This window comes from Hansschlegelia beijingensis, from assembly GCF_014196425.1.
Lineage (GTDB): Bacteria > Pseudomonadota > Alphaproteobacteria > Rhizobiales > Methylopilaceae > Methylopila > Methylopila beijingensis.
This window is the reverse complement of sequence record NZ_JACIDR010000001.1, coordinates 1,313,224-1,335,901: the sequence shown is the minus strand read 5'-3', so window position 1 is coordinate 1,335,901 and position 22,678 is coordinate 1,313,224. Positions and strand designations below refer to the sequence as shown.

Below are 22,678 nucleotides of genomic sequence, written 5' to 3'. Positions count from 1 at the left end.
CCCTGGTCCGCGTCGGAGCTGTTTTGGAACCCATGGCTGAACCCGCAGGCTTCGCGTCGTTCCACCGGCATGGCTTCGTGCGCGTCGGCGTCGCGACGCCAAAGGTCTTCGTCGCGGATCCGGAGCGGAACGCCGCGGCTTCCATCGAGCAGGCGGTCTCGGCGGCGGAGCAGGGCGTCGACCTGCTGATCTACCCGGAGCTGGGCCTTTCGGGCTATGCGATCGACGATCTCCACCTCCAGGACGCGCTGCTCTCCGGCGTCGAGCGCACTCTCGGCGAGGTCGTCGAGCGCAGCCGCGACCTCGGCACGGTCCTGCTGCTGGGCGCGCCGTTGCGGCGGAACGGCCGGATCTACAATTGCGCCATCGCCATCGCCCGTGGCCGCGTCCTTGGCGTGGTCCCCAAGACCTTCCTGCCGAACTACCGCGAGTATTACGAGAAGCGCTGGTTCGCCTCCGGCGCCGGTCTTCGGGGGCTCGAGATCGATGTCGCCAGCCAGACGGCGCCGTTCGGGACGGACCTGCTGTTCGCGGCTGAGGACCTGCGGGACTTCGTGTTCCACGTCGAGATCTGCGAGGACTACTGGGCGCCGACGCCGCCCTCGACGATGGGCGCGCTCGCCGGGGCGACGATCCTCTGCAACCTCTCCGCATCCAACATCACCGTCGGCAAGTCCGCCGACCGCGCGCTGCTCTGCGCCTCCCAGTCGATGCGCTGCGTCGCCGCCTACGCCTATTCGGCGGCCGGCGACGGCGAGAGCACCACCGACCTCGCCTGGGACGGCCAGGGCTCGATCTACGAATTGGGCGAGCCGCTCGCCCAGTCGGAGCGGTTCTCCCGCGAGCCGCAGATCATCGCGGCCGACGTCGACGTCCAGCGCATTCGCCTGGAACGCGCCCGCACGCCGACCTTCAACGATGCGGCCGCGCTGAGCGGCCACCCGGAGACGGCGTTCCGCACCGTCCGCTTCCGCCATCAACCGAGCTTCGCCGATCTCGGCCTCAGGCGGGCGATCCGCCGCTTCCCCTATGTGCCGGACGCCCCGGAGCGGCTGGACCTCGACTGCTACGAGAGCTTCAACATCCAGGTCAGCGCGCTGGTCCGGCGGTTCGAGGCGACCTCCGGCTCGCACATGGTGATCGGCGTCTCGGGCGGTCTCGACTCCACCCATGCGCTGATCGTGGCCGCGAAGGCCTGCGACCTGATGGGGCTTCCGCGCTCGACGATCCTCGGCTTCACCATGCCGGGCTTTGCGACCGGCGAGGAGACCAAGGGCAACGCCTGGCGGCTGATGCGCGCTCTCGGCGTCGAGGCGGAGGAGATCGACATCCGGCCCGCCGCCCGGCAGCTGCTCGCCGACATGGGCCATCCGTTCGCGAGCGGCGAGAAGGTCTACGACATCGCCTTCGAGAACGTTCAGGCGGGCCTGCGGACCGATTACCTGTTCCGGCTAGCTAACCAGCGCCGCGGCTTCGTGGTCGGCACCGGAGACCTTTCGGAGCTCGCGCTCGGCTGGTGCACCTATGGCGTCGGCGACCAGATGAGCCATTACGCGGTCAACGCCGGCCTGCCCAAGACGCTGATCCAGTATCTGATCCGCTGGACGGTCCGGACCGGGCAGTTCGACGCCGCGACCGGCGACATCCTGAACGCGATCCTGGACACGGAGATCTCGCCGGAGCTCGTTCCGGCCGACGAGACCGGCGCCATCCAGAGCACGCAGTCCAAGGTGGGCCCTTACGAGCTCCACGACTTCTTCCTGTTCCATGTCCTGCGCTACGGGCTGCCGCCGTCGAAGATCGCGTTCCTCGCCTGGCACGCGTGGCGGGACGCCTCCGCGGGCCTGTGGCCGGCGCATTTCCCGGACGCCGCGAAGAACGCGTACGACTTGCCGACGATCGCCAGCTGGCTGGAAGCCTTCCTCCGGCGGTTCTTCCAGACCAGCCAGTTCAAGCGCAGCGCGCTGCCGAACGGCCCTAAGATCTCAGCCGGCGGCAGCCTGTCGCCGCGGGGCGACTGGCGCGCGCCGTCGGATTCGGTCGCCGACGTCTGGCTTCAGGAACTGCGCGACGCGCTTCCGGAGCTTGAGCGGCGCTAGCGCTCCGGCCAGGCCGCGAGCAGCGGCTCGGCCGTCGTCAGGAAGATCTGCTGGCCGAACCGCTGGGCGTAAAGCTTGATGAGCGCGTCATGCGTGTCGTCGCTCGAGCTGCACAGGGCGTCCTTCACCAGCACGACGAAATAGCCCCGCTCGACGGCCGACAGCACCGCCGCCGCGACGCACATGTCGGTCTCGGCGCCGGTGATCACCAGCGTGTCGACGCCGCGCTCGCGCAGCTGCTCATGCAGCCGCGTGCCGTGGAAAGGCGAGTAGCCGGGCTTGTCGAGAACCGTCGCCGGCGGCGTGAGCCGCGCCAGCGGATCGAGCAGCTTCAACAGCTCCGGGTCGATGCGATCGAGGGTGAAGTCGCGCCAGCGTTCGAAATAGGCCCGCCACGAGCCTTCCGCTTGCTCGGGAGAGGAGGGCGGAATGAAGCGCGTGAACACGGTCTCTGCGGCGTGGCGCCGGGCGATGTCCTCGACGACCGGCAGCACGCGGTCCATCCAAGGGGTTCGCCAATCCGTGTCCTCGGCGAACATCTTCTGCATGTCGATGCACAGATGCGCCACGGTCCGCCCCGACAGATCGGGACATTCACGCTCCTGCGCGGGTCTGCCGTCCTTGCCCATCGTCACCTCCGACACGAGAACTCCGGAGGCATAAGGCGCGGCGCTACTTGGTCGTTCCCGCCTCGCCCAGATCGGCGCGGCGTCAGGGTTCGGGGAGCGTGAGGAGCATGTCGAGGCGCGGTGAGGCGCGCCCGACTGACCGGCCGCGCAAGGCGGCCGGTCATCCCAAGAGATCAGGTCACTTGTCGAGCTGCTGCGCCGTCTCGAGGTGATGCTTCAGCTCGGGCAGGGTCTTGCCCGCCCAGGCCTTCAGCGCCGGATCCTCGCCGCCTTCCGCATAGCGCTCGAACAGCGAGACCGCGTCCTTATGGGCCGAAACCTGATCGTCGATATACTGATCGCCGAGGTCGGCGCCTTTACGGCCCTTCAGATCCTCCATCATGCTCTTCTGCGCGCTCGACATCTCGGTCGGGATCGTCGCCTTGACCTGGCCGCCGTCGACCATCGACTTGAGCTCGGACGACGTCTTGGTGTGCGCCTCGACCATCTGGTTCGCGAAATTCTTGATCTTCGGATCGACGTCTTGAGATTTCACGAGTTCGCTCGACTGAATCTCAAACATGTCGCTGGCGCCAGCCTGCGTCACGAAGTCTTGAGTGCTAGGCGCGATGCCGAGCACCGAGTTGACGCCGGTCTTCTCGCCCACAGATTGCGCGAACGCGGGGGTCGCGAGGATCAGGGCTGCGGCTATCAGAGTGAGCTTTCTCATAGAACGTCCTCCTAAACTGCTCCAACAATGCACAGGGACAGGACAACGTTCCGCAGCGCGGCCGAGCTTGCGGAGAAATCCGCGACGAGCGGCCGAGTCCCCTGGGCAGCCCCGATGAGGGCACAGGACTTCGTCGAGCCGCCGCCGATTGATCCAGATCGGCCCGCGGGATCGCTGCGGGTGCTCACCTATAATGTGAGGCGCTGCCTGGGCCTCGATGGCGCCTACTCCACGGAGAGGATCGCCCGGGTGATCGCTCGGACCGGGGCGGAGATCGTCGCCCTGCAGGAGCTCGATCTCGGTCGCGCGCGAAGCGGCGGGGTCGACCAGGCGGCCGAGATCGGCGCAGCGCTCGGAATGGATATGTTTTTCCATCCGGCCATGACCGTTCTGGAGGAGCGGTATGGCGACGCCATCCTCTCTGCGCCGGGCGTCCGGCTCGTGAAGGCGGCGGCGATCTCGGAAGGCCCGGCGCGCTGGAGCCGCGAGCCTCGCGGCGCGTTATGGGCGGAAGCCACGGTCGACGGCGCGGCGGTGCAGATCGTCACCACCCATTTCGGGCTGTGGCGCGGCGAGCGCCGCGCTCAGGCCGAAACGATGCTCGGACCGGAGTGGCTCGGTCATCCGGACTGCAGGAGCCCGATCGTGCTGCTGGGCGACTTCAACTCGGTTCCCACGTCGCGCGCGTACAAGCGTCTGGCGGCGCGGCTGCGCGACGTTCAGAACGCCCGGCCGCAGGTCGACGCCCGCACCTACCCGACGCGCAGGCCGCTGCTGCGGATCGACCACATCTTCGTCAGCGAGGAGGTCGAGGTGAGGGGGCTCTGGGCCGTCCGCAATCCCGAGGCCCGCATCGCGTCCGACCATCTTCCCCTGTGCGCCGACCTTCGCGTCCCGACGCCCGGATGAGCCTCTCCTCAGCCTCGCCGCTCGCCGGCTGGCGCAGCGTCTGGGCGCGCTGGCGCAAACCCATAAAGCTCGTCGGGATCGCGGCCGTGCTGGCGCTGGCCGCCTACCTGCTCTGGCGCGCGCTGCGGCCCTACAGCCTTGCGGAGCTCGGCGCGGCGGTCAGCGCCATTCCGGCCGCGCGCCTGGCGGGGGCCGCCGGCTTCGCGGGGGCGAGCTATTTCTGCCTGACCTTCTTCGACTATCTCGGGCTGCGCTATGTCGGCGCGCCGCTGCCGTACCGGAAGGCGGCGCTCGCCTCCTTCTGCAGCCTTTCGCTGGGCCACACGCTCGGCCTCGCGGGCGCCAGCGCGGGGGCCGTCCGCTACCGCTTCTATTCGCGCTGGGGCCTGTCGGCGGAACAGGTCGCGAAGCTCGTCCTGTTCTGCGGCGTCACGGTCGCTCTCGGCCATCTCGCGCTCGCGGGCGCGGCTCTGCTGGCCGATCCACGCCTCGGGGAGCGTGCGCTGCGGCTCGACGCGAGGTCGGTCCGCGCGGTGGCGCTCGCATGCCTCGCCGCGCCCGTGCTCTATCTGGCGGCGGCTGCGCTGCGGCCCCGCGGCTTCACCGTCTTCGGCCGCAGCCTGCGGATGCCGACGTTCCGCCTCGCGCTCGCGCAGGTTCTTGTCGCGATCGTCAACTTCGCCTGCGTCGCGGCCTGCATGCACCAGGCGCTCGCCGCAATCTCGGACGCCGGCTACGCGGAGGTCGCCGGCGCCTATGCGGCGGCCAACGCCGCGACCATGATCACCCACGCGCCCGGCGGGCTCGGGGTGATCGAGACGGTCGTGCAGCGGCTGCTCCCGCAGAGCGACCTGATCGGCGGCCTGCTGGTCTACCGGCTGATCTACTTCCTGGGGCCGCTCGCCATCGGCGCCCTGACGCTGCTCGGCGCCGAGCTTGTCTTCAGGCGTCGCGCCGGCGGGTGATCCGCTTGTCCCGGCGGCGCAGCAGCCACGGCGGCTCGAACGGCCGCGCCGGATCGAGCAGGCTGGTGCCCGGCACCGGGCGGGTCGAGCCGCGGGTGCGGATCGCGTCGAAGGAGCGAAGCCCTCGCGCGCCGGTGTTGAGGCGCTCGATGGTTTGGACCAGGGAGCCGGTTTTGGCGAAGGTGGCGTCGAAAACCGCCTCGGGCACGCCGAGATGCTCCGCGAGCAGGTGATTCCGTAGCGCGGCGACGGCCCGCCGGTCGGTTTCGTCCCGCGCTTCGATCGCGACGTCAAGCTCCGTGTCGAGCCCGACGGACCGGTTGTTGAGGTTGGAGGAACCGACGCGCAGCAGCCGGTCGTCGGAGATGACGAGCTTGGAGTGGATCAGGACCGAACAGTCCTTGTCGCCGCCCGGCACCACCGGATTGTAGATGCGGAACCGGCGGTGGCGATCGGCGCGGCGCAGGCGGCGGATCAGCCGGTCGCGGTTGCGCCCCATGATCTGGCGCTCGATGAAGCCATGCGAGGCGAGGCTCACGATCGCGATCACCTCGGGACCGTCCGGCTCGCTGAGGCGGCGCTCCAGGACGTCGCCCAGGAAGGTCGCGGCGAAGTACTGGGCTTCGATGTAGATGGTCCGCTCAGCCGCCCAGAGCATGTCCTCCGTCAGCCGCGCGGCCTCGTGGGCGCTTCGGCCGTCGCCCCAGTCCGGCACGGTGCGGGCGATCGCGAGGTCGACGTCGGTGAAATGCGTCCGCGCGTTCTCCGGCCAAGGGAGCGAACCAGGGACGCATTCGGGGGACTCCCCCGTGCCCTTCTTCCAGCGCCAGCAGGCGTGATCGAACACCTCGCGGGCGGCTTCGCCGTCGAACGCTACCTGCACGTCGTGGATCGGGCCGTAGAAGGCGCCGGCGTGCGACTTGCGCCGCGGATCCCGGTGGAGGTGCTCATCGGTGTCCCAACGGTTGACGGTGAGGTCGATGCCGCCCGTGAAGGCGAGCGCGCCGTCGATCGCCACGATCTTCTGGTGATGGGCGGCGTAGAGCGGATGGGTGGTGTCGAGCCGAAGGCTGATGCGCGGGTGTTGCTGCCACTCCGTTCCGATCAGCAGCTCGGCGGTGCCGCTCGGACCATGCGCGACGGCCGAGCTCCAGACCAGCACGCGGACCTCGAGCTCCGGCCGCTCCTCGACGAGCTGGCGCAACAGGCGGCCGAGCGGCGGCGATTCCTCTTCGGAGACGTCCAGGCGGAGCCTTATTCTCGGGTCGAAGTCCCAGCCGATGATCAGGATCGAGCGGCGCGCCGAACGCAGGGCGGTCTCCAGCGCGGCGAAATACTCCGCGCCATGCACCAGCACGCTCATCCGGTCCGCGACGGCGGTTTTCCAGCAGTTCCACCCCGGCTCGAATGTCTGGCCGCGCGGCGCCTCGGGGGCGCTTGCGGGGAGGGGCGGTCGGTCAGCGGTCGGCTTGTCCACGTGATCCTCGGTTAGCCGGCGCGCCTCGGACGGCTTCACGTCGGGGTGACTGATGTGGAGCGCGCGGATCAGCCGGCGAGAGGCGCGCTGCCGCTGAGCAGCCCGCCGAGCATGACGACGCCGAACGCGAGGATCAGCGCCGCCGCGCCGGTCTCCAGCACAGCCAGAAGCATCGCGCCGAGGCCCGGCCGGGCGGAAGCGATGCGGAGCGCCGTCGCCTTTGCGCCCACGGCGAGCGAGGCGATCGCCGCGACGGTGAGGGCTGTTCCGGCCGCCATCGCCAGCGTCGCGAGCACGCCGGCCCACGCCAGCCCCTGCGCCAGGGCGAAGACCAGCACGATGAGCGCGCCGGTGCAGGGCCTGAGACCGACGGCGAGCACGGCGGCGCCGGCGCGCCGCCAGTCCACCGGGCCCTGCACGAGCGCGGGATCCACGCCGTGCTCATGGGCGCAATCCGGGCCATGGACATGGACCGGCAGGCCCCGCGCCGCCCGCGCCAGGCCGCGCCCCTTCCGCCACAGCAGGAGGGCGCCGAGCGCCGTGATCGCTGCGTAGCTCGCGGCTTCGAGCCAGTAGGTGGCCGCTCCCATCGCCACGCTGGTCGCCCCCAGCGCCACGGTGAGCGCTCCAACGACCACGATTGCGGTGACCGCCTGCGCGAGCGCCGCCAGCGAGGACAGCGCGACGCCGCGCCGGAAGCCTTCGCCAGTCGCGACCAGATAGGACGAGATCACGGCCTTGCCGTGGCCCGGGCCTGCGGCGTGGAAGACCCCATAGGCGAAGGACAGGCCCACGAGCGACAACAGCGCGGCGGAATCGGTGCGCAGGGCGCGGATCGCCTGCGACAGCGCATGGTAGAACAGCGACTGCTTGGCGGCCATCCAGGCGAAGACGCCGGTCGGCGCGCCCGCGCCGGCCGCGTCCGGACGCCCGACGCCGAACGGGCCGGCGGCCCCTTGGGCCCAAGCCGGATGGGCGGCCGCACAGGCCAGCGCGACGGCGCCGACGAGCGCAAGCAGCCGCCACGGCGGCCGGGATCGATTCACCGGCACGCCACGAGCAGCGTGTTGGAGAACTGAGCGCCGAAATTCGCCCCCGGCGACAGGCCGCTGAAGAAGCTCTCGCTCAGCTTCTTGGACTGCTCCGCATCCGGCGCTTTCGGGCGCTCGAGCTCGACGCCGCAGCCTGCGGGCGCAGAGACGATCCTGGCCGGATCCTCCTTGGCGAACTCGAAGGCCACGAAATAGGTCGGATCGTAGACCTCGACTCGGAAGGGCTCGCCCTTCGCGGGGGCGTTGTCCTTCACCGGCAGGGTGAAATGCAGGGTGAGCGCTCCTTGCGGGCCGCTCTCGAGCCAGTAGTCGACGGGCGTGTCGAACACCACGCGCTTGTCACCGAACTTGCCGAAGGTGAAGAACTTGAACTCCGCGAGCGACGTCACGTTGACCTCGGCGAGCGGCGCGAGCTCCTCCCGCGTCAGCTTCCCGTCGCCGTCCGCGTCGAGCCCCTGGGTGGCGAAGGACGAGAACATGTCGTCGAAGGTCCAGGCATGCCGCACCGCCGTCATCCGGCCCTCGGGGCCATAGACGAGCTCGCTGCGCGCCGTGACCCAGACATGGGGGTGCGCGAAGGCCTCCGAGGCGACCAGGCAGCCGATCAGGACCAGCAGGAACCGCAGTGACGTCATGAGCCTCGCCGCCTGAAAGGGGGCGACGGTCTTGACCGCAAGTAAGGCCGAAACAGGGCGCAGGCCCGGCGCCTCCGGAGGTCTCACGAAGGTTTGGCCTGACGCGGGAATGGTCGGCCGCGGACATGGCGATGACGATTCGGCCCGGAACGCCCCGCTTCGCCATGCGCGGCGAGAGGGGAAAGCGCCGGTGACGGGCTCCACACGTGGCGCGGCCTCGGAGGACGGCGCGCAGGGCCGTTCCCTTGACCCTGCGGGGGTCGGTCTGTTTGATGGCGCGCTTTGCGGAACGGGGGGCGCCGCGGCGACGCGGTAGGACAGCGGGCGGACGATTTTGGAGCCGGACGAGAAGACGCTGAAGGCGGCCGCGCGCGCCTATCAGAAGGCGCGGCGCTACGAGAAGAGGTTCGACTACGCGAACGCGGCGGAGTGGCGCCGGCGCGCGATCCGTCTTGGCCACGACAGCCCCGACAGCTACGCCCAGCTTGGCGTCTGCCTCACGCGCATCGAGGACTACAAGGGCGCCGCGGAAGCCTATCAGCGATCGATCGACGCCGAAGACGCCCCGCTGGCGCGCTTCACGGCATACGCTTTTCTCCTGAGGCGGACCGGAGAGCCGGAGCGCGCGGAGCGCATCTATCAACGGGCTTGGGAGCGCTTTCCCTGCGGCCGGCTGGCGCTTGAGCTCGGGCGAGAGACGCAGAGCTCCGACGTGTTCCTGATGATGGCCGGAGACGGCGCCAGGGCGCCGGAGCTCGAGGCGCTGCGTCATGCGCTCGGGGCCCGGGACGCCCGCGAAGGCGACGCGATCGGCATGCTGGCGCGGCTCGCCGACCGTCCCGAGCTCTCGGCCTATTTCTGGCTCTATCTCTACGCCCGGCTGTTTCGCGAGAAGTTCGCGGCCGCCGCGCTGCTCGCCAAGCGGATCGCCGCGGAGCACGTTCTGGCGGCGGCCGAGGACGCGCCGCCGCAGTCCGTCGAGGAGCTTCATCTCGCCGTGGCGGCCGCCTGCTATGCGGAGCGCTTCGATACGGGCCACGAACTCGTCAGCCGCTTTGCGGCGGAGCAGGCGACGGACGAAAACAGAGCCGCAGCGCTCGCCGTCACGTTGGATCTGCTGATGAGCGAAGGCCGCGTCGACGAGGCGCGCAGGCTGCTGGCCGATCGCGGCGAGGCAGGAGACGCGGCGTTCCGGGACATGCTTCGCGGCAAGTCCTGCGCGATCGTCGGGCCGGCGGTGACCGGCGTCAGCGCCGGCGCCGAGATCGACGCCCACGACCTCGTGGCGCGCACCAACGTCACGGACCAGGCGCTGATCGAGAACAACCGCGCCCTGGCGGGGGCGCGGACCGACATCATCTTCTACGGCACCGGCTACGTCAGGAGCCGGGCGCAGAAGATCCTGGACTATCTCGCGGCCCATCCGGCCAAGCTGATCGTGCTGCGGCACCCCAGCACCCGGAGGCGCTTCGCGAAGAGCCTGCCCGAGCAGCCGAGCAGGATCTGGGCGTCCCTGAAGAAGCGCGACTTCATCGGGCATGGCTTCGCCCTTCGGCACATCCTGCACGACCTCGTGCTGCACGCCGACCGCCCGGTGTCGGTGTACGGGGCGGATTTCTATCTCGGCGACCAGCCGCATTACGCGGGGTACTTCGACGGGGGGATGGACCTCTGGTTCGAATATGCCCGCCACGACGTGTTCGACACCTTCATGTTCATGAAGCGGCTCGCCGACGCCGGCCACATCAAGTGCGACCCGGTCCTGCAGGCGATCCTGTCCGAGGACATCGAACATTTCGCCTCGCGCATCAGCAACCGGCTTGAGAACGACGGACGCGAGCGCAAGGTCGCGTAATGAAATGCGGCGTGCTGACCTTCAGCTATGCGAACTTCGCCGGGTTCGCGCGGGCGATGAAGCGTCGCGGCGTCTATTCCGTGAACCTCGGCGACTTCATGCAGACGCTCGCGATCCGCAGCGTCTACAAGCAGCTCGGGGCGCCGGAGGCGGAGATCGTCGCGATCGATCGCGACACCATCGCCGCCTATGCGGGGCCGCCCGTCCTGCTGCCGATGAACGGCTGCTTCTACGACTGGTGCTTTCCGCTGCCGGAGGCGATCACGCCGCTGTTTGTCGGGTTCCAGGCGCGCGCATCCGTCATCGAGCGTTTCCGCGACCATCTCGCCCGCTTCCAGCCGATCGGCTGCCGGGACAGCGCCACCGCTGAGACGCTGCGCGCGCATGGCGTCGACGCCTTCGTGACCGGCTGCCTCACGCTGGCGCTGCCGCCGCGAGAGGCTGAGCCGGAGGCCGGCAAGACCTTCGTGGTCTACGGCGCCAAGGCGGGTCGGCTGCCGTCGGAGGTGCTGCCGCACGCGCCCCGAGAGCTGTTCGCCAATCTCGACTTCGTGTCCCAGCGCAAGCACGTGCACCGGTTTCCGCTTGACGCGGCGGGGCGAGCCGACGCCGAGCGCCACGCCGCCCACCTTCTGCGGACCTATCGCAGATCCGCTTCTCTGGTGATCACGCCGCTGCACCACGCCGCGACGCCGTGCATCGCCTCCGGCGTCCCCGTGGTGATCGCCCGCGCGACCGACGACGCGCGCTTCAGCTTCCTGCGCGAACTGACGCCGGTCTATCTGCCCGAGGACTTCGCGCGGATCGACTGGGCGCCGCGCCCGGTCGACATTGGGCCCGTGCGGGCGAGGCTCGTCGAGCAGGTCCGGCAGGGCCTCGATGGCGCAGGGCTCTTGCCGCGCCAGCCTGCGGCCCGGCCCAACCTCGCCGCAGCCGCTCGGCCTGTCGCCTAGCCGTAGCCGGCGCGGCCGGCGTTCGCCGCCACGCGCGCTTCGAACCGCTCCCGCCGCTCCGCGAAGGCCCGCGCGATTCCCGGGTAGCCGCCCGCCGTGTCGGCCTTGCTGAAGATGCGCGCCCCGGCGGAGCCGGTCGGCGCCTCCAGCGAGAGGAAGGCGAACAGCTCCCGGCGCTCGTCCTCGTAATGCTCGATGCGCGACGTGCGAACCTTCCTCGGCCAGCGCTCCTGCAGGTCGAGCAGATATCCGGTGATCCCGTTCCAGCGGTCGAGATGCTTCAGGTAGAGCGCGTCCAGCGCAGCCTGGTCGTTCTGCTCCACCAGCGCGACCACCGTCGGCAGCTCCCATGCGACGATCGCGCTCTCGATCGACGCGAACGGCGCCCGGACGGTGTGCACGATCCTGCCCGCGGGAAACATCCGCAGCAGGTTGAGCGGCACGCGATCGGCCGGCCCATAGCGGATTTCCTTGAAGCCCCAGCGCGTCTTGCCGGGGGGCAGGCGCTTCGCGAACAGCTCCAGCACCAGCGCGCGCTGCGCGGCCATCAGGTCCGGCCTGCGGAAGCCGTTCATCCACGCCATGCCGCGGCCGTCATGCTGGAGCGTCTCGATCTCCTCGGCCGAGCTCACCGGCTCGCGCGGATAGACGTATTTCGTGAGCTGCCTGTTGTTCGCGGCTTCTCCACCCCAGCGGAACAGCCCGGCCAGGACGCCGCTATGCTCGCCCCAGATCCAGACGTTTCCAGTCTCGCACAGTCTGACCTGCTGGAAGGTGGACCCGCAGCGCCCGGCGCCGAGCAGGAAGATCGGATCGAGCGCCAGTTCCGGTTCAGCCATCTTGGGCGTCGCCTCGATCGAACATGAGCCCCCGCCCCACCGCCGTGAATCACCTTCGAAGGTCAGCGTATCAGGCAATTCGGATCTTCATGCGAGCGCAGGACGTGTCCTGATCGCGGCCGCCGCGCGCGCCCGCTATAACGCGCGTGGGTGAGGGGCGGGGAGAGCCGTGGAGATCTACTTCAGCCATTACTACTCCGAGACCCTGGTGTTCCTCGCGGTGGCCGGGCTCGTGGTGCCGCTGTTCAAGCGACTGGAGCTGAGCCCCGTACACGGGTTCCTGCTGGCCGGTCTGGCGCTCGGCCCGTTCGGTCTCGGCAGCCTGGAGCAGGCGGCGCCGTGGATCGGTCCGCTCACGATCAACAACGGGGAGGACATCAGCGCTCTCGCGGAGCTCGGCGTCGTCTTCCTGATGTTTATGGTGGGGCTCGAGCTCTCGGCGCAGCGCCTCTGGCTCGCGCGCCGGATGGTGTTCGGCTTCGGCGCTCTTCAGGTGGTCTCCTGCTCGGTCGCCCTGGGGCTGCTCGCCTATCTTCTGGGCCAACCGCCGGCGTCCGCGGTGGTGCTCGGCGCCGCCGGGTCGCTGTCCTCCACCGCGATCGCCCTGCCGACGCTCGCCGATAGGGGACGGCTCCAGAGCGTCGCGGGCCGCAACAGCTTCTCCATCCTGCTGTTCCAGGACCTCTCGGTCGCGCCGCTGCTGCTGATGGTCTCGGTGCTGAGCTCCGGAGGACCGATCGGGCCGCGACTGGTCGAGACGCTGGGTCCCGGAGTGCTCGCCGTCGGCGCGCTCGTCCTGTTCGGTCGGTTGGCGCTGCGTCCGATCTTCGGCTGGGTGGCCGCGGCCCGCAGCGCGGAACTGTTCATGGCGGCCTGTCTGCTGGTGATCCTGGGCACCGCTTTCATCACCGCCGCCGCCGGCCAGTCGATGGCGCTGGGCGCCTTCGTGGCGGGCCTGCTGCTCGCGGAGACCGAGTTCCGGCGCCAGATCGAAGCTCTGGTCGATCCCTTCAAGGGCCTGCTGCTCGGGCTGTTCTTCCTCTCCGTCGGGGCCACACTGGACCTCGGACGGGTTTTCGCTGCGCTGGGCGAAACGCTGCTGATCGCGGCGACGCTGATCGCCGCCAAGGTGGTGATCGTGTTCCTCGGCGGGCGAGCCTTCGGCCTGTCGCGCGCCGCATCGGCCGAAACCGCCCTGATCATGGCGGGCGGCGGCGAGTTCGCCTTCGTTCTGCTCAGCCCGGCGATCTCAGGACAGATCCTTTTGCCCGATATCGCCGCGACCGCGACGGCGGCCGTGACCATCTCGATGCTGACGATACCCTTCCTGATCGCCGCCGGGGGGCGCTTCGCCGCCCGAACCGAGGGCGGGAAGGAGGTCGAAGTCGGGCCGCCGGAGGACGTGGCGGAGCCGGTCGTGGTGATCGCCGGCTATGGCCGGAAGGGCGCCGTCGTGGCCAGGATGCTCGCGCGGCACGACGTGCCCTTCATCGCGATCGACGACGACATCCGGGTGGTGAGACGCGCAAGACGACAGGGGGAGAGCCGCGTGTTCTACGGCGACGCGAAGAACGCCGAAATGCTCCGGCGATGCGACGTCGCCTCAGCCTTGGCGCTGGTGGTCACGCCGGCGTCGGGCGAGATCACGAGAGCGATCGTGGCGAGCGCCAGGGCGGAGAGCGAGACGCTTCCCGTCGTCGCGTTCGCAGGAGATCTGGCGGACGCAAGGCGGCTCTATCGGCTCGGTGTGACGGACGCCGTTCCGTTGGACGTGGAGCCGAGCCTGCACCTCTCCGAACTGGTCCTGCTGGAGCTGGGGCTTCCGACGGGCGCCGTCATCGCCTCGGTTCATGAGCAGCGGGACGAATTTCGCGACGAGATCAGGCCGAAAGGGAAGCGGGCCAGACATCGCAACGCGATCCGGGCCCAGCAGGCCGGACCGCCGTAGCGGGAGGAGCGGCGGCGGCAACGGGAGGCCCAATGAGGCTTCATGCCTGACGCCGACCCCGCGCCAAGCGCAAGGCGGGTCGCGCTTCGGTGGTCAGGCCCAGACACGAAAAAGCCCGCGATGAGCGGGCCTTAGCGCATCATTCTGGAGCCTGGCTCAGCCGGGCATCCTCGACACCCGCCGGGCGTCTACCCAGCCCTTCAACCACGCATCGCGTCGAGCGACGTCCTTGTACGGACAGCGCCGGAGGTCGACGCCGGTGGCGAAAGCCTCGCGGCCTTCCTGTTCGATCGCCTGCATACGCAACCCTTTCTGCTCAAGATTTATGTAAATGGGGCTTGGGACGGCGATTGTCCACCTGAGCGCGCTTTTTCAAGGGCGGCGATCTTTCAGCTCAGGCCTCTGTGCCAGCGTAATCGGACAGTGCGCCGCATTCGTTTCGGTCAGCGTCTCCGCGGCGGCGCGGGGACGCAGGCGAAGCTTGTGGTCGCCATTGTTGGCCTCGGGCGCTCGTCGAAGACGGCGGCCCGGCTGGGCTCCTCAGAACGGCAGCCGCCCGTTCTCCTTGACCTCCCTCATGACGAAGAAGGTTCGGGTGTTCTGCACGCCAGGGAGGGCGATCAGGGTCTGGCTCTGCAGCTTGTTGAAGTCGGCGATGTCGCGGGCCCTGATCTTGAGGAAGTAGTCGAACTCGCCCGCCACCAGAATGCAGTCGAGGATCTCCTTCACCTTCAGCACCGCCTCCTCGAAGGCGTAGCGGCTGTCGGGCGAGGAGCGGTCGAGCACGACGCCGATCATCACGAGGGCGCCCAGCCCGACCGAAGCGGGAGCGACCTCCGCGCGAACCCCGGTGATGTGGCCCTTCTCGAACAGGCGCTGCGTGCGGCGGTGACAGGTGGCGGGGCTGACGCCCACGCGCGCCGCCAGTTCGGCGTTGGTCAGCCGACCGTCCGCGTGGAGGGCCCGCAAGATCTTCACGTCCGTCCGGTCGAGATCCTCGGCGGAAGAATCTCTCATCGAAGGCGTCTTTTCGGGGAGATCATTTCAACATCCGTTCCTCAAATTGAGCCACGTCGAAAATTTGCAGGCAAACTTAGAAAGCACATTCCACCGAGGTTTTTCTAGTATCCGCGCTCCGACCCATAGGATGAGCGCCGTGATCAACACCATTCGCACCATCGCCGCCGCGGCCACCGCCAGCGGTCTCATGAGCTATGCCCATGCGGGTCCCTTGCAGCCCATTCCAGACACGCAGGCGGTCCGGAGCGTCGTGCTCGTGCACGGCGCGTTCGCCGATGGCTCGGGCTGGCGCGGCGTTTACGACGAGCTGACCGCACGCGGCTATCGCGTGTCGATCGTCCAGAACCCGCTGACCTCGCTGGTTGACGACGTCGCTGCGACCACGCGCGTTCTGGGTAGGCAGAACAGCCCGGCCATTCTCGTCGGACATTCCTGGGGCGGGACGGTGATCACCGAGGCGGGCGCGCACCCGAAGGTCGCGGGCCTAGTCTATGTTTCCGCCCTGTCTCCCGACGCGGGAGAGACCACCGCCCAGCAGTATGAGGGCTACGTCACGCCGCCCGAGTTCGTCATCGAGACGACGCCGGACGGCTACGGCTTCGTCAAGCCGCAGGCGTTCAAGGCTGGTTTCGCCAATGACGCGAGCGATGCGGAAGTGGCGTTCCTGCGGGACTCCCAGGTCCCGATCAACATGTCCTCATTCGCGACGAAGCTTGAGACCGCCGCCTGGCGGACGAAGCCCAGCTGGGCCGTGATCGCCACCGAGGACAAGGCCTTCGACCAGCGGATGCTCAAGGCCATGGCCACGCGCATCGGGGCGACCGTGACCGAGGTCGCGGCGAGCCATGCCGTCTTCATGACCCAGCCCAGGGCCGTCGCCGACGTGATCGACGAGGCCGCCCGGCGGCTCTCCGCCCAGACGCGGTAGCCGGCCCGGTCCTGTCGGAGACCGGCAGACCCCAGCCGCCTGGAGAGCACGACGAGCCCGGGCCTTCGGGTCCGGGCCTGCGAAGCCATGCAATGTTGCGAGATCGGAACAAGACGATGACGACGAACGCCTCTCTCGACGAGGCCGATGACTCCGCCCGGCGCGCGTCCCGGGTTCAGGCGGAGCGGACCGCGAACCTCAAGCCGGCCTATGACTTCATCGTCTGCGGCGCGGGCTCGTCCGGCTCCGTGGTCGCCGGCAGGCTGTCGCAGAACCCCGACGTCAGCGTCCTGCTGATCGAGGCCGGCGGCGGCGACGAGGCGGAAGCGGTTCTCGACCCCTCCCTGTGGCCGGCCAATCTCGGAAGCGAACGGGACTGGGGCTTCCAGGCTGAGCCCAATCGGCATCTCGACGGCCGCTCGCTTCCCATGTCGATGGGAAAGGGGCTCGGCGGCGGCTCCAGCATCAACGTCATGGTCTGGGCGCGTGGCCACCGCAGCGACTGGGATTTCTTCGCGGCCGAGGCGGGGGAGGAGGGCTGGAGCTACGACTCCGTGCTCGGCATCTACCGCGACATCGAGAGCTGGCGGGGAACGCCCGACCCGCGCTACCGCGGAACGTCGGGCCCGGTCTGGGTGCAGCCCGCGCCTGACCCGAGCCCGATCGCGACTGCGATGCTGGACGCGGCAGCGGAGCTCGGCGTCCCGACCTTCGATCATCCCAACGGGGCGATGATGGAGGGGCCCGGAGGCGCGGCGATCTCGGACGTCCTGGTTCGCGAGGGCCGCCGCCACTCGCTGTTCCGCGCCTATGTGCATCCCTGGCTGGATCGGCCGAACCTCACCGTCGCCACGCACGCCACCGTGCGCCGCGTGGTGATCGAAGGCGGCCGGGCCACCGGCGTCGAGATCCTGCGCGACGGCGCGGTCACGACTGTCCATTGCCGCCTGGAGGTCATCCTGTCGCTTGGCGCCATGCACACGCCCAAGGTGCTCATGCACTCCGGCGTCGGCGACGAGGCGGAGCTCGGACGCTTCGACATAGCCGTCAAACAGCACCTGCCGGGAGTCGGACAAAATCTGCAGGACCACCTGTCGTTCGGCTGCATCTGGGAGTACCGCGAGCCGTTGGCTCCCCGGAACGGCGGCAGCGAGGCGACGCTCTACTGGAAGAGCCGCCCCGACATGGAGAGGCCCGACCTGCTGTTCTGCCAGGTTGAGTTTCCGGTTCCGAGCGACCGGACAGCCGCGCGCGGCGCTCCTGCGCACGGCTGGACGATGTTCGCCGGGCTCGCTCAGCCATCAAGCTCCGGCCGGGTCCGCCTCACCGGCGCGGATCCCGCGACGCCGATCACGATCGACGCCAACGCCTTGTCCGATCCCGCGGACATGGAGACGGCGATCCGATGCGTCGAACTCTGCCGGGAGCTCGGCGCCGCCAGGGCCTTCCAGCCCTTCGTCACGCGGGAGGCTGTGCCCGGCCCGCTCTCGAACGGCGCCATGAAGCAGTTCGTGCGCGAGGCGGCGGTGACCTACTGGCACCAGAGCTGCACCGCCAGGATGGGCCGGGACGCCATGTCCGTCGTGAACGGGGCGCTCGAGGTCTATGGCGTCCAGGGGCTCCGCGTCGCCGACGCCTCCATCATGCCGCGCGTCACGACCGGAAACACCCAGGCGCCCTGCGCGATCATCGGCGAGCGCGCGGCGCGGATGATCCGCGCAGCGCACGGCGTCTGAGCCGCGCCAGCCAAACTCACCGGTCCCTTCGGCCTCGTCCCGCGCGGGCGCGGCGGAGCAGGGGTCGCCAAACGTCCCGGCGCCGCAGCGCCGGGACGCGCTGCGTCAATCTCTCAGCTGGAGACTGCGATGAACTTTGATCTTGGCCTGGTGGGCAAGCGCGCGCTCGTCACGGGCGGCACCAAGGGCGTCGGAGCGGCGGTGGTCCGCAACCTGCGGGACGCGGGCGTCCGGGTGGCGGCGGCGGCGCGGAATGCGCCCGAGCAGCGCGAGGCCGGCGTTTTCTATGTCGCCGCCGACCTGACGTCGGCGCAGGGCTGCGCCGATCTCGCCGCGGCGGCGCTCGCACGCCTCGGCGGGATCGACATTCTCGTCAATGTGGTCGGGGGCTCAAGCGCGCCCGGCGGCGGCTTCGCGGCGCTCTCCGACGCGGAGTGGGAGAGGGAGCTCAACCAGAACCTCATGCCGGCCGTCCGGCTGGACCGCGCCCTGCTGCCGTCGATGCTGGAGCAGGGGTCAGGCGTGGTCATCCACGTCACCTCCATCCAGAACGTGCTTCCGCTGCCCGACGCCACGACCGCCTACGCCGCCGCGAAGGCGGCGCTTTCGACCTACAGCAAGAGCCTGTCCAAGGAAGTCACGCCCAAGGGCGTGCGCGTGGTGCGGGTGTCGCCCGGCTGGGTCGAGACGGAAGCGGCGGTCGCGCTGGCGGAGCGGCTCGCCGCGGACGCCGGGGTCGACTACGAGGGCGGCAAGAAGATCATCATGGACGCGCTCGGCGGCATCCCGCTGGGGCGGCCGGCAAGGCCGCGGGAGGTGGCTGACCTGATCACTTTCCTCGCATCGCCACGCGCCGGAGCGATCACGGGCGCCGAATACACGATCGACGGCGGAACCGTGCCGACCACGTAGCAGCGCCCTGAACGATGTCCGCCGCTTGTGAGCTGATCTCGGCAGCGGCGCTGAAGCCGCCATTCTCCGTTCTCCGCAGGCGGGACGCGGCGCGTGGGGCGGCGGCAGGGGCCCCCGCCCGTCCGGTCCTTGGCCCTTGACCTGGATCATCGCAGGCCTCGTGAAGCGCTCTAACGTCCACCCTCCGCTGAGGACGCTACACGCCAAAAGTCAGGCTCCCGCCGGCGAGGATCACGATCGGCGCAAAGGGACATTCTGCGCCTTCGCCCGAGCGCCAGGGAGGCTCATGTGAACTACTGGATCAGCATCCTCTTCAGAGTGATCCCTCTCGCGATGGGCGCGGTGTGCCTGGGTCTGGGGACATACATTCTGCGAGGTGGCGACGGAGCGAATTATTTCGTCTCCGGTCATGTGCTCGTCTCGCTGACCGCTATCTGCGTCGCGCTCTTCACGACCGCCGCCATGATCATCCGGCAGCTCACCAACACCTTCAGCCGGACCTGGATGACCATCCTGCCGGTCATTGGCTACTCGGTCGCCGTCGCAACCATGCTCTGGGGCTTTCTGGTTCTGCGACAGGGGAGCGCGCCGAGCTTCGTTGCGGGCCATGTGATGTTCGGCGTCGGGCTGATCGCCGCCTGCGTCAGCACCGTCGCGACGGCCTCGAGCGCTTTCACGCTGATACCCAGGAACGCCCATGGCCGTGCCGAAGACGGTCCGCCCCGGGACGCCTACAGCGCGGCGACCGGCCTCGGTCTGATCTGCGTTCCGCTGGTGGCGACCGCGATCGCCTTTGTCTGGGCGATGACGTTGCTCGCGCGCGAGTCAGCGGCTCCGGATTTCATCGCCGGTCATGTCCTGATGGGGCTTACGGCCATCTGCGCGAGCCTGATCGCGCTGGTGTCGACAGTGGTGCGGCAAGTCCGCAATCAGTTCGGCGAAACCGAGCGGTGGGTCTGGACGCTGTGGGTCCTGTTGATGGGGACGGCGACCTTCGGCTTGGGCCTCTTCGTGCTGTTCAGTTCAGATCGACCTGAGCGAATTGCGCCCGGTTGCGTTCTGCTCGGGCTCGGCATGATCTGCTACAGCATCATCTCGAAGGTGTGGCTGCTGGCGTTGGTCTGGCGGCGTGAATGCTCTCTGGCCAATCGCGTTCCCCTGATACCAATCGTGACCTGCCTCTCCTGCCTGTTCTTCTCCGCGTTCCTTGCGGAAGCGGCCGTCAGCGATCCTTCATTCTTCATTCCGGCGCGCGTTCTCGTAGGATTGGGCGCTGTCTGCTTCACGCTATTCTCGATCGTGTCGATCCTCGAAGCCGGAACGTCTGGCAAAGGATAGAAATGGTCTGCGCCCTCGGGGCGCAGGCTCCTGACAACGGTCTTGCTTCGGCGCCGAACCAATCGACATGTCTTCGTCGTGCTCCGGTGGGGCTCCACGACAGTCCGCCTCGATGGCGTCGAGCAACGACACCGCGCTCATATACCTGGCGAGCCGCAACCGGTGCTCTTCGGCAAGTTTCGCCAGCCGGATCGTGTCCATGTTCTGATGGAGGCGTCCTATTTTTCGAATGAGGGGCGCCAGTATAAAGATGCCCTCGATGATCGTAACTCCGGCGCCAGCCGCCATGGACGCCGGGGACGTTGTCGCGCTGGGGCCAAAGGGCGGACTGAACGCGTGCTCCGGAGGGCGCCTCTTCGCTGAGGCGCGTGCGTTGCCGCTCTAAAGGTCTGCTGGTCCGATCTATTCTGCCTCCCGCGGTATTCGGCCGGTCGCGGGCCGATCTTTTCTTTTGCGTTTAGCCGCCTCCGAGGTACGATGGGTTACAACCTGAAGGCGAGGTCGCGCCGTGGCAGAGAACGTTCGATCCGACGTCCGTGTCTCGCCGGCCGCGCCATTGCTCAGCGCGTTGATCTCAGCAAAAGCATCAGGGCCCTATAACCTGACGAAGCGTCGAGCTGATCAGTCATGGCGGATCAACCCTATCGCAGATTGCCGAAGCGGGCGTACTGGGAGCGGGCGATCGCGACCGACGCACCTGGGATATACCCGGACCTCTACCAGAAACGGTTTGAGGTCGCCCCGGAGCACAGGATCGCTACAGCGGGGAGCTGCTTCGCTCAGCACATAGCCCGAAACCTTCGCCAGAACGATTTTACGGTTCTGGATCTTGAGCCCGCGCCCCGCGGTCTGTCCGAGGCTCAGGCGCAGGCTTACGGCTACAAACTCTACTCCGCGAGGTTCGGGAACATCTATCTGGTGCGGCAGCTGCTACAGCTCGCACAGGAGGCTTTCGGCTCGTTCACGCCTGAGGACGCGGTCTGGGTGAAGGGCGCCCGCTTCTACGATGCGCTGCGGCCGTCGGTGGAGCCGAACGGGCTGAACACTGTTCAGGAGGTCGAGCTTCATCGGAAGGAGCATCTCAGCCGAGTTCGCAAGATGCTGAAGACTGCGGATATATTCGTCTTCACGATGGGCCTGACCGAGGGATGGGTCCATAAATCGAGTGGCACGGTCTATCCGCTCGCGCCCGGTGTGCTCGCCGGCGCCTATGACCCGGACAAAGTCGGCTTCCGGAACTTCGGCTTCAATGAGATCTACGACGACTTCGTCGCCTTCCGAGCCCTGATCAAGGAGGTGAACCCAGATATACGGTTCATCCTGACGGTGTCGCCGGTCCCGCTGAAGGCCACCGTCTCAGGGAACCACGCCCTCACGGCCAACTTGTACTCGAAGTCGGTGTTGCGGGCGGTGGCGGGTGCTCTGTTCGAGGCGTTTCCCGACATCGACTATTTCCCATCGTACGAGATAATCGCGAGCTCGGCGAGCGAGGGCCGCTTCTTCGACGAAACGAAGCGGGGGGTGACTGCGGACGGCGTCGCCACCGCGATGCGAACCTTCTTCGAACAGCACAAACCACCGTCGGTTCCGGTCATGAAGACGAAGGCCAAACGCGCCGGCGCTCTGGTATGTGAAGAGGAGCTTCTGGGGGCTTTCGCGTCGTGAAAGTCTGCGTGATCGGCAATTCGCACCTGGCGTCGTTCAAGCTTGGCTGGGACGTGATCGCGTCGCAGTTCCCCTCGGTCAGTCCGTCGTTCTTTGGGTCTCCTGCGGGCGGGCTGAGCCGCCTGAAGCTGAAGGGAGCGACGCTCGTCCCACGGGGCGAGAAGCTGAAAAGGGATCTCGAGTTCACGTCCGGCGGTCTGTCGAGCATCGACATCAGTGCTTACGATGCATTCGTTATCGTCGGGGCGCAGGCCGGGCTGTTGCGGATGCTGCAGTTCAACCAGCGCCATCGGACCGCGAACTGGCTCGGCGTCAGCACGTACGAAAGCCTGTTGTCGGGGGTGTGCTTCCAGGAAGCCGCGCGCGGGGCCCTGCGAGGCAGGAGGGCGATATCGATCATCCGCATGCTCCGGTCGGTCACCGACAGGCCGGTCCTCCTCAGTGTGGAGCCGTTCTTCTCCCTCACCGTCAAACCGAAATCTCAGTTCTGGCGAGAGGATGCGGTGTCCGCTTTGGACAGGATGCGGCCGATCTATGAGGCGGAGATGGATGCGCTGCGCTCCGAGCTGGGTTTCACGTTGATCGACCAGCCGGCCGAGACCGTCGTCGAGGAGTGTTTCACCGCTCCGGAGTTCGGATCGGGATCCATCAAATTGCTTGAGGGCCTCGCGACCGCTCACTCCGATGGCGAGCACCGGCACATGAACAGCAAGTACGGGGCCCTCGTCGCTCGGGACGCCGTCCAACAGCTTTTCTCGATCACTGCGCCGGGGCTCGCTCGCTTAGCCGCGGTGGTGGAGGCGCCGTCGCTCATGACGCGCCTCCGCGAACGGGCGATCGTTGGCCATTTCATTGGCCGCTGAGCGCGGCTGCAGTGAGAGGGGCGGGAAACCCCCTCGGAATCGTTGGTGGGCCCGGCAGGACTCGAACCTGCAACCAGACCGTTATGAGCGGTCGGCTCTAACCATTGAGCTACAGGCCCCGCGCTCACGCATACGCTGATTGGGCG

Annotated in this window: 20 protein-coding genes and 1 tRNA gene; 12 read left to right on the top strand and 9 right to left on the bottom strand. The window is 68.3% G+C overall.

Annotated features, from left to right (window positions below; translation table 11 throughout):
* Positions 1-32: 32 nt before the first annotated feature.
* Positions 33-2,099, top strand: coding sequence for an NAD(+) synthase (locus GGR24_RS06270; protein WP_183394384.1), 2,067 nt, complete (start codon positions 33-35; stop codon positions 2,097-2,099).
* On the opposite strand, the gene GGR24_RS06265 is transcribed toward GGR24_RS06270, so the two are convergent.
* Positions 2,096-2,743, bottom strand: coding sequence for a cysteine hydrolase family protein (locus tag GGR24_RS06265; protein WP_343066209.1), 648 nt, complete (start codon positions 2,741-2,743; stop codon positions 2,096-2,098). The genes GGR24_RS06270 and GGR24_RS06265 overlap by 4 nt on opposite strands.
* Positions 2,744-2,906: 163 nt before the next feature.
* Positions 2,907-3,437, bottom strand: coding sequence for a DUF4142 domain-containing protein (locus GGR24_RS06260; protein ID WP_183394383.1), 531 nt, complete (start codon positions 3,435-3,437; stop codon positions 2,907-2,909).
* Between the two features lie 114 nt (positions 3,438-3,551).
* On the opposite strand from GGR24_RS06260, the gene GGR24_RS06255 reads away from it, so the two are divergent.
* Positions 3,552-4,346 (top strand): endonuclease/exonuclease/phosphatase family protein, encoded by a 795-nt coding sequence (locus GGR24_RS06255; protein ID WP_183394382.1) that lies wholly within the window; start codon positions 3,552-3,554, stop codon positions 4,344-4,346.
* A complete protein-coding gene (locus GGR24_RS06250; RefSeq protein WP_183394381.1) occupies positions 4,343-5,311 on the top strand; it encodes a lysylphosphatidylglycerol synthase domain-containing protein in 969 nt (322 codons plus the stop codon). Before GGR24_RS06255 ends, GGR24_RS06250 begins: the two co-directional genes overlap by 4 nt.
* Here GGR24_RS06250 and GGR24_RS17825 read toward each other — a convergent pair.
* The 3 genes from GGR24_RS17825 to GGR24_RS06235 form a co-directional block, all read right to left on the bottom strand.
* Positions 5,289-6,788: a phospholipase D-like domain-containing protein gene (locus GGR24_RS17825; RefSeq protein ID WP_343066208.1), complete on the bottom strand. Its 1,500-nt coding sequence runs from the start codon at positions 6,786-6,788 to the stop codon at positions 5,289-5,291. The genes GGR24_RS06250 and GGR24_RS17825 overlap by 23 nt on opposite strands.
* A 68-nt stretch (positions 6,789-6,856) precedes the next feature.
* Entirely contained in the window at positions 6,857-7,834 is a 978-nt protein-coding gene (locus tag GGR24_RS06240; RefSeq protein ID WP_183394380.1) for a HoxN/HupN/NixA family nickel/cobalt transporter, read from the bottom strand.
* A complete protein-coding gene (locus GGR24_RS06235; RefSeq protein WP_183394379.1) occupies positions 7,831-8,475 on the bottom strand; it encodes a DUF1007 family protein in 645 nt (214 codons plus the stop codon). The genes GGR24_RS06240 and GGR24_RS06235 overlap by 4 nt, the downstream gene beginning before the upstream one ends.
* Positions 8,476-8,809: 334 nt before the next feature.
* Here GGR24_RS06235 and GGR24_RS06230 point away from each other — a divergent pair, with 334 nt between their 5' ends.
* Together GGR24_RS06230 and GGR24_RS06225 are read left to right on the top strand one after the other, a co-directional pair.
* Entirely contained in the window at positions 8,810-10,330 is a 1,521-nt protein-coding gene (locus GGR24_RS06230; RefSeq protein WP_183394378.1) for a hypothetical protein, read from the top strand.
* A gap of 11 nt (positions 10,331-10,341) precedes the next feature.
* Positions 10,342-11,283, top strand: coding sequence for a polysaccharide pyruvyl transferase family protein (locus GGR24_RS06225; protein ID WP_183394377.1), 942 nt, complete (start codon positions 10,342-10,344; stop codon positions 11,281-11,283).
* Here the strand turns inward: GGR24_RS06225 and GGR24_RS06220 are convergent.
* Positions 11,280-12,122 carry a hypothetical protein gene (locus GGR24_RS06220; RefSeq protein WP_183394376.1) on the bottom strand — a complete coding sequence of 281 codons (843 nt, stop codon included), beginning with the start codon at positions 12,120-12,122 and terminating at the stop codon, positions 11,280-11,282. The two genes, GGR24_RS06225 and GGR24_RS06220, sit on opposite strands and share 4 nt — an antisense overlap.
* 169 nt (positions 12,123-12,291) lie before the next feature.
* Between GGR24_RS06220 and GGR24_RS06215 the strand changes: the two genes are divergently transcribed.
* Positions 12,292-14,070 carry a cation:proton antiporter domain-containing protein gene (locus tag GGR24_RS06215; RefSeq protein ID WP_183394375.1) on the top strand — a complete coding sequence of 593 codons (1,779 nt, stop codon included), beginning with the start codon at positions 12,292-12,294 and terminating at the stop codon, positions 14,068-14,070.
* A gap of 156 nt (positions 14,071-14,226) precedes the next feature.
* On the opposite strand, the gene GGR24_RS17905 is transcribed toward GGR24_RS06215, so the two are convergent.
* Positions 14,227-14,370, bottom strand: a complete 144-nt coding sequence (locus GGR24_RS17905; protein WP_428978214.1) for a ribosome modulation factor — start codon at positions 14,368-14,370, stop codon at positions 14,227-14,229.
* 240 nt (positions 14,371-14,610) lie between these two features.
* Positions 14,611-15,087 (bottom strand): Lrp/AsnC family transcriptional regulator, encoded by a 477-nt coding sequence (locus GGR24_RS06210; protein WP_183394374.1) that lies wholly within the window; start codon positions 15,085-15,087, stop codon positions 14,611-14,613.
* Positions 15,088-15,277: 190 nt separating this feature from the next.
* Between GGR24_RS06210 and GGR24_RS06205 the strand changes: the two genes are divergently transcribed.
* The 6 genes from GGR24_RS06205 (at position 15,278) to GGR24_RS06180 (ending at position 22,532) form a co-directional block, all read left to right on the top strand.
* Entirely contained in the window at positions 15,278-16,018 is a 741-nt protein-coding gene (locus GGR24_RS06205) for an alpha/beta fold hydrolase (protein WP_246398117.1), read from the top strand.
* Between the two features lie 116 nt (positions 16,019-16,134).
* Complete coding sequence (locus tag GGR24_RS06200; RefSeq protein ID WP_183394372.1) at positions 16,135-17,754, top strand: GMC family oxidoreductase; 1,620 nt, start codon at positions 16,135-16,137, stop codon at positions 17,752-17,754.
* 129 nt (positions 17,755-17,883) lie between these two features.
* Positions 17,884-18,666, top strand: a complete 783-nt coding sequence (locus GGR24_RS06195) for an SDR family oxidoreductase (protein WP_183394371.1) — start codon at positions 17,884-17,886, stop codon at positions 18,664-18,666.
* Between the two features lie 288 nt (positions 18,667-18,954).
* Positions 18,955-20,004 (top strand): DUF2776 family protein, encoded by a 1,050-nt coding sequence (locus tag GGR24_RS06190; RefSeq protein ID WP_183394370.1) that lies wholly within the window; start codon positions 18,955-18,957, stop codon positions 20,002-20,004.
* 627 nt (positions 20,005-20,631) lie between these two features.
* The gene (locus GGR24_RS06185; RefSeq protein ID WP_183394369.1) at positions 20,632-21,669 is read left to right on the top strand and encodes a GSCFA domain-containing protein; all 1,038 of its coding nucleotides are present in this window, start codon (positions 20,632-20,634) and stop codon (positions 21,667-21,669) included.
* A gap of 8 nt (positions 21,670-21,677) precedes the next feature.
* Positions 21,678-22,532, top strand: a complete 855-nt coding sequence (locus GGR24_RS06180; protein WP_183394368.1) for a hypothetical protein — start codon at positions 21,678-21,680, stop codon at positions 22,530-22,532.
* 43 nt (positions 22,533-22,575) lie between these two features.
* On the opposite strand, the gene GGR24_RS06175 is transcribed toward GGR24_RS06180, so the two are convergent.
* Positions 22,576-22,651, bottom strand: a tRNA-Ile gene (locus GGR24_RS06175).
* Between the last annotated feature and the right edge of the window lie 27 nt (positions 22,652-22,678).

Excerpts from the sequence above, each read along its gene's own strand:
- GGR24_RS06220 (WP_183394376.1), bottom strand. The coding sequence starts at position 12,122 with ATGGCTGAACCGGAACTGGCGCTCGATCCGATCTTCCTGCTCGGCGCC.
- GGR24_RS06250 (WP_183394381.1), top strand. The coding sequence starts at position 4,343 with ATGAGCCTCTCCTCAGCCTCGCCGCTCGCCGGCTGGCGCAGCGTCTGG.
- GGR24_RS06210 (WP_183394374.1), bottom strand. The coding sequence starts at position 15,087 with ATGAGAGATTCTTCCGCCGAGGATCTCGACCGGACGGACGTGAAGATC.
- GGR24_RS06255 (WP_183394382.1), top strand. The coding sequence starts at position 3,552 with ATGAGGGCACAGGACTTCGTCGAGCCGCCGCCGATTGATCCAGATCGG.
- GGR24_RS06185 (WP_183394369.1), top strand. The coding sequence starts at position 20,632 with ATGGCGGATCAACCCTATCGCAGATTGCCGAAGCGGGCGTACTGGGAG.
- GGR24_RS06270 (WP_183394384.1), top strand. The coding sequence starts at position 33 with ATGGCTGAACCCGCAGGCTTCGCGTCGTTCCACCGGCATGGCTTCGTG.
- GGR24_RS06235 (WP_183394379.1), bottom strand. The coding sequence starts at position 8,475 with ATGACGTCACTGCGGTTCCTGCTGGTCCTGATCGGCTGCCTGGTCGCC.
- GGR24_RS06260 (WP_183394383.1), bottom strand. The coding sequence starts at position 3,437 with ATGAGAAAGCTCACTCTGATAGCCGCAGCCCTGATCCTCGCGACCCCC.
- GGR24_RS06200 (WP_183394372.1), top strand. The coding sequence starts at position 16,135 with ATGACGACGAACGCCTCTCTCGACGAGGCCGATGACTCCGCCCGGCGC.
- GGR24_RS06205 (WP_246398117.1), top strand. The coding sequence starts at position 15,278 with ATGAGCTATGCCCATGCGGGTCCCTTGCAGCCCATTCCAGACACGCAG.
- GGR24_RS17905 (WP_428978214.1), bottom strand. The coding sequence starts at position 14,370 with ATGCAGGCGATCGAACAGGAAGGCCGCGAGGCTTTCGCCACCGGCGTC.
- GGR24_RS06195 (WP_183394371.1), top strand. The coding sequence starts at position 17,884 with ATGAACTTTGATCTTGGCCTGGTGGGCAAGCGCGCGCTCGTCACGGGC.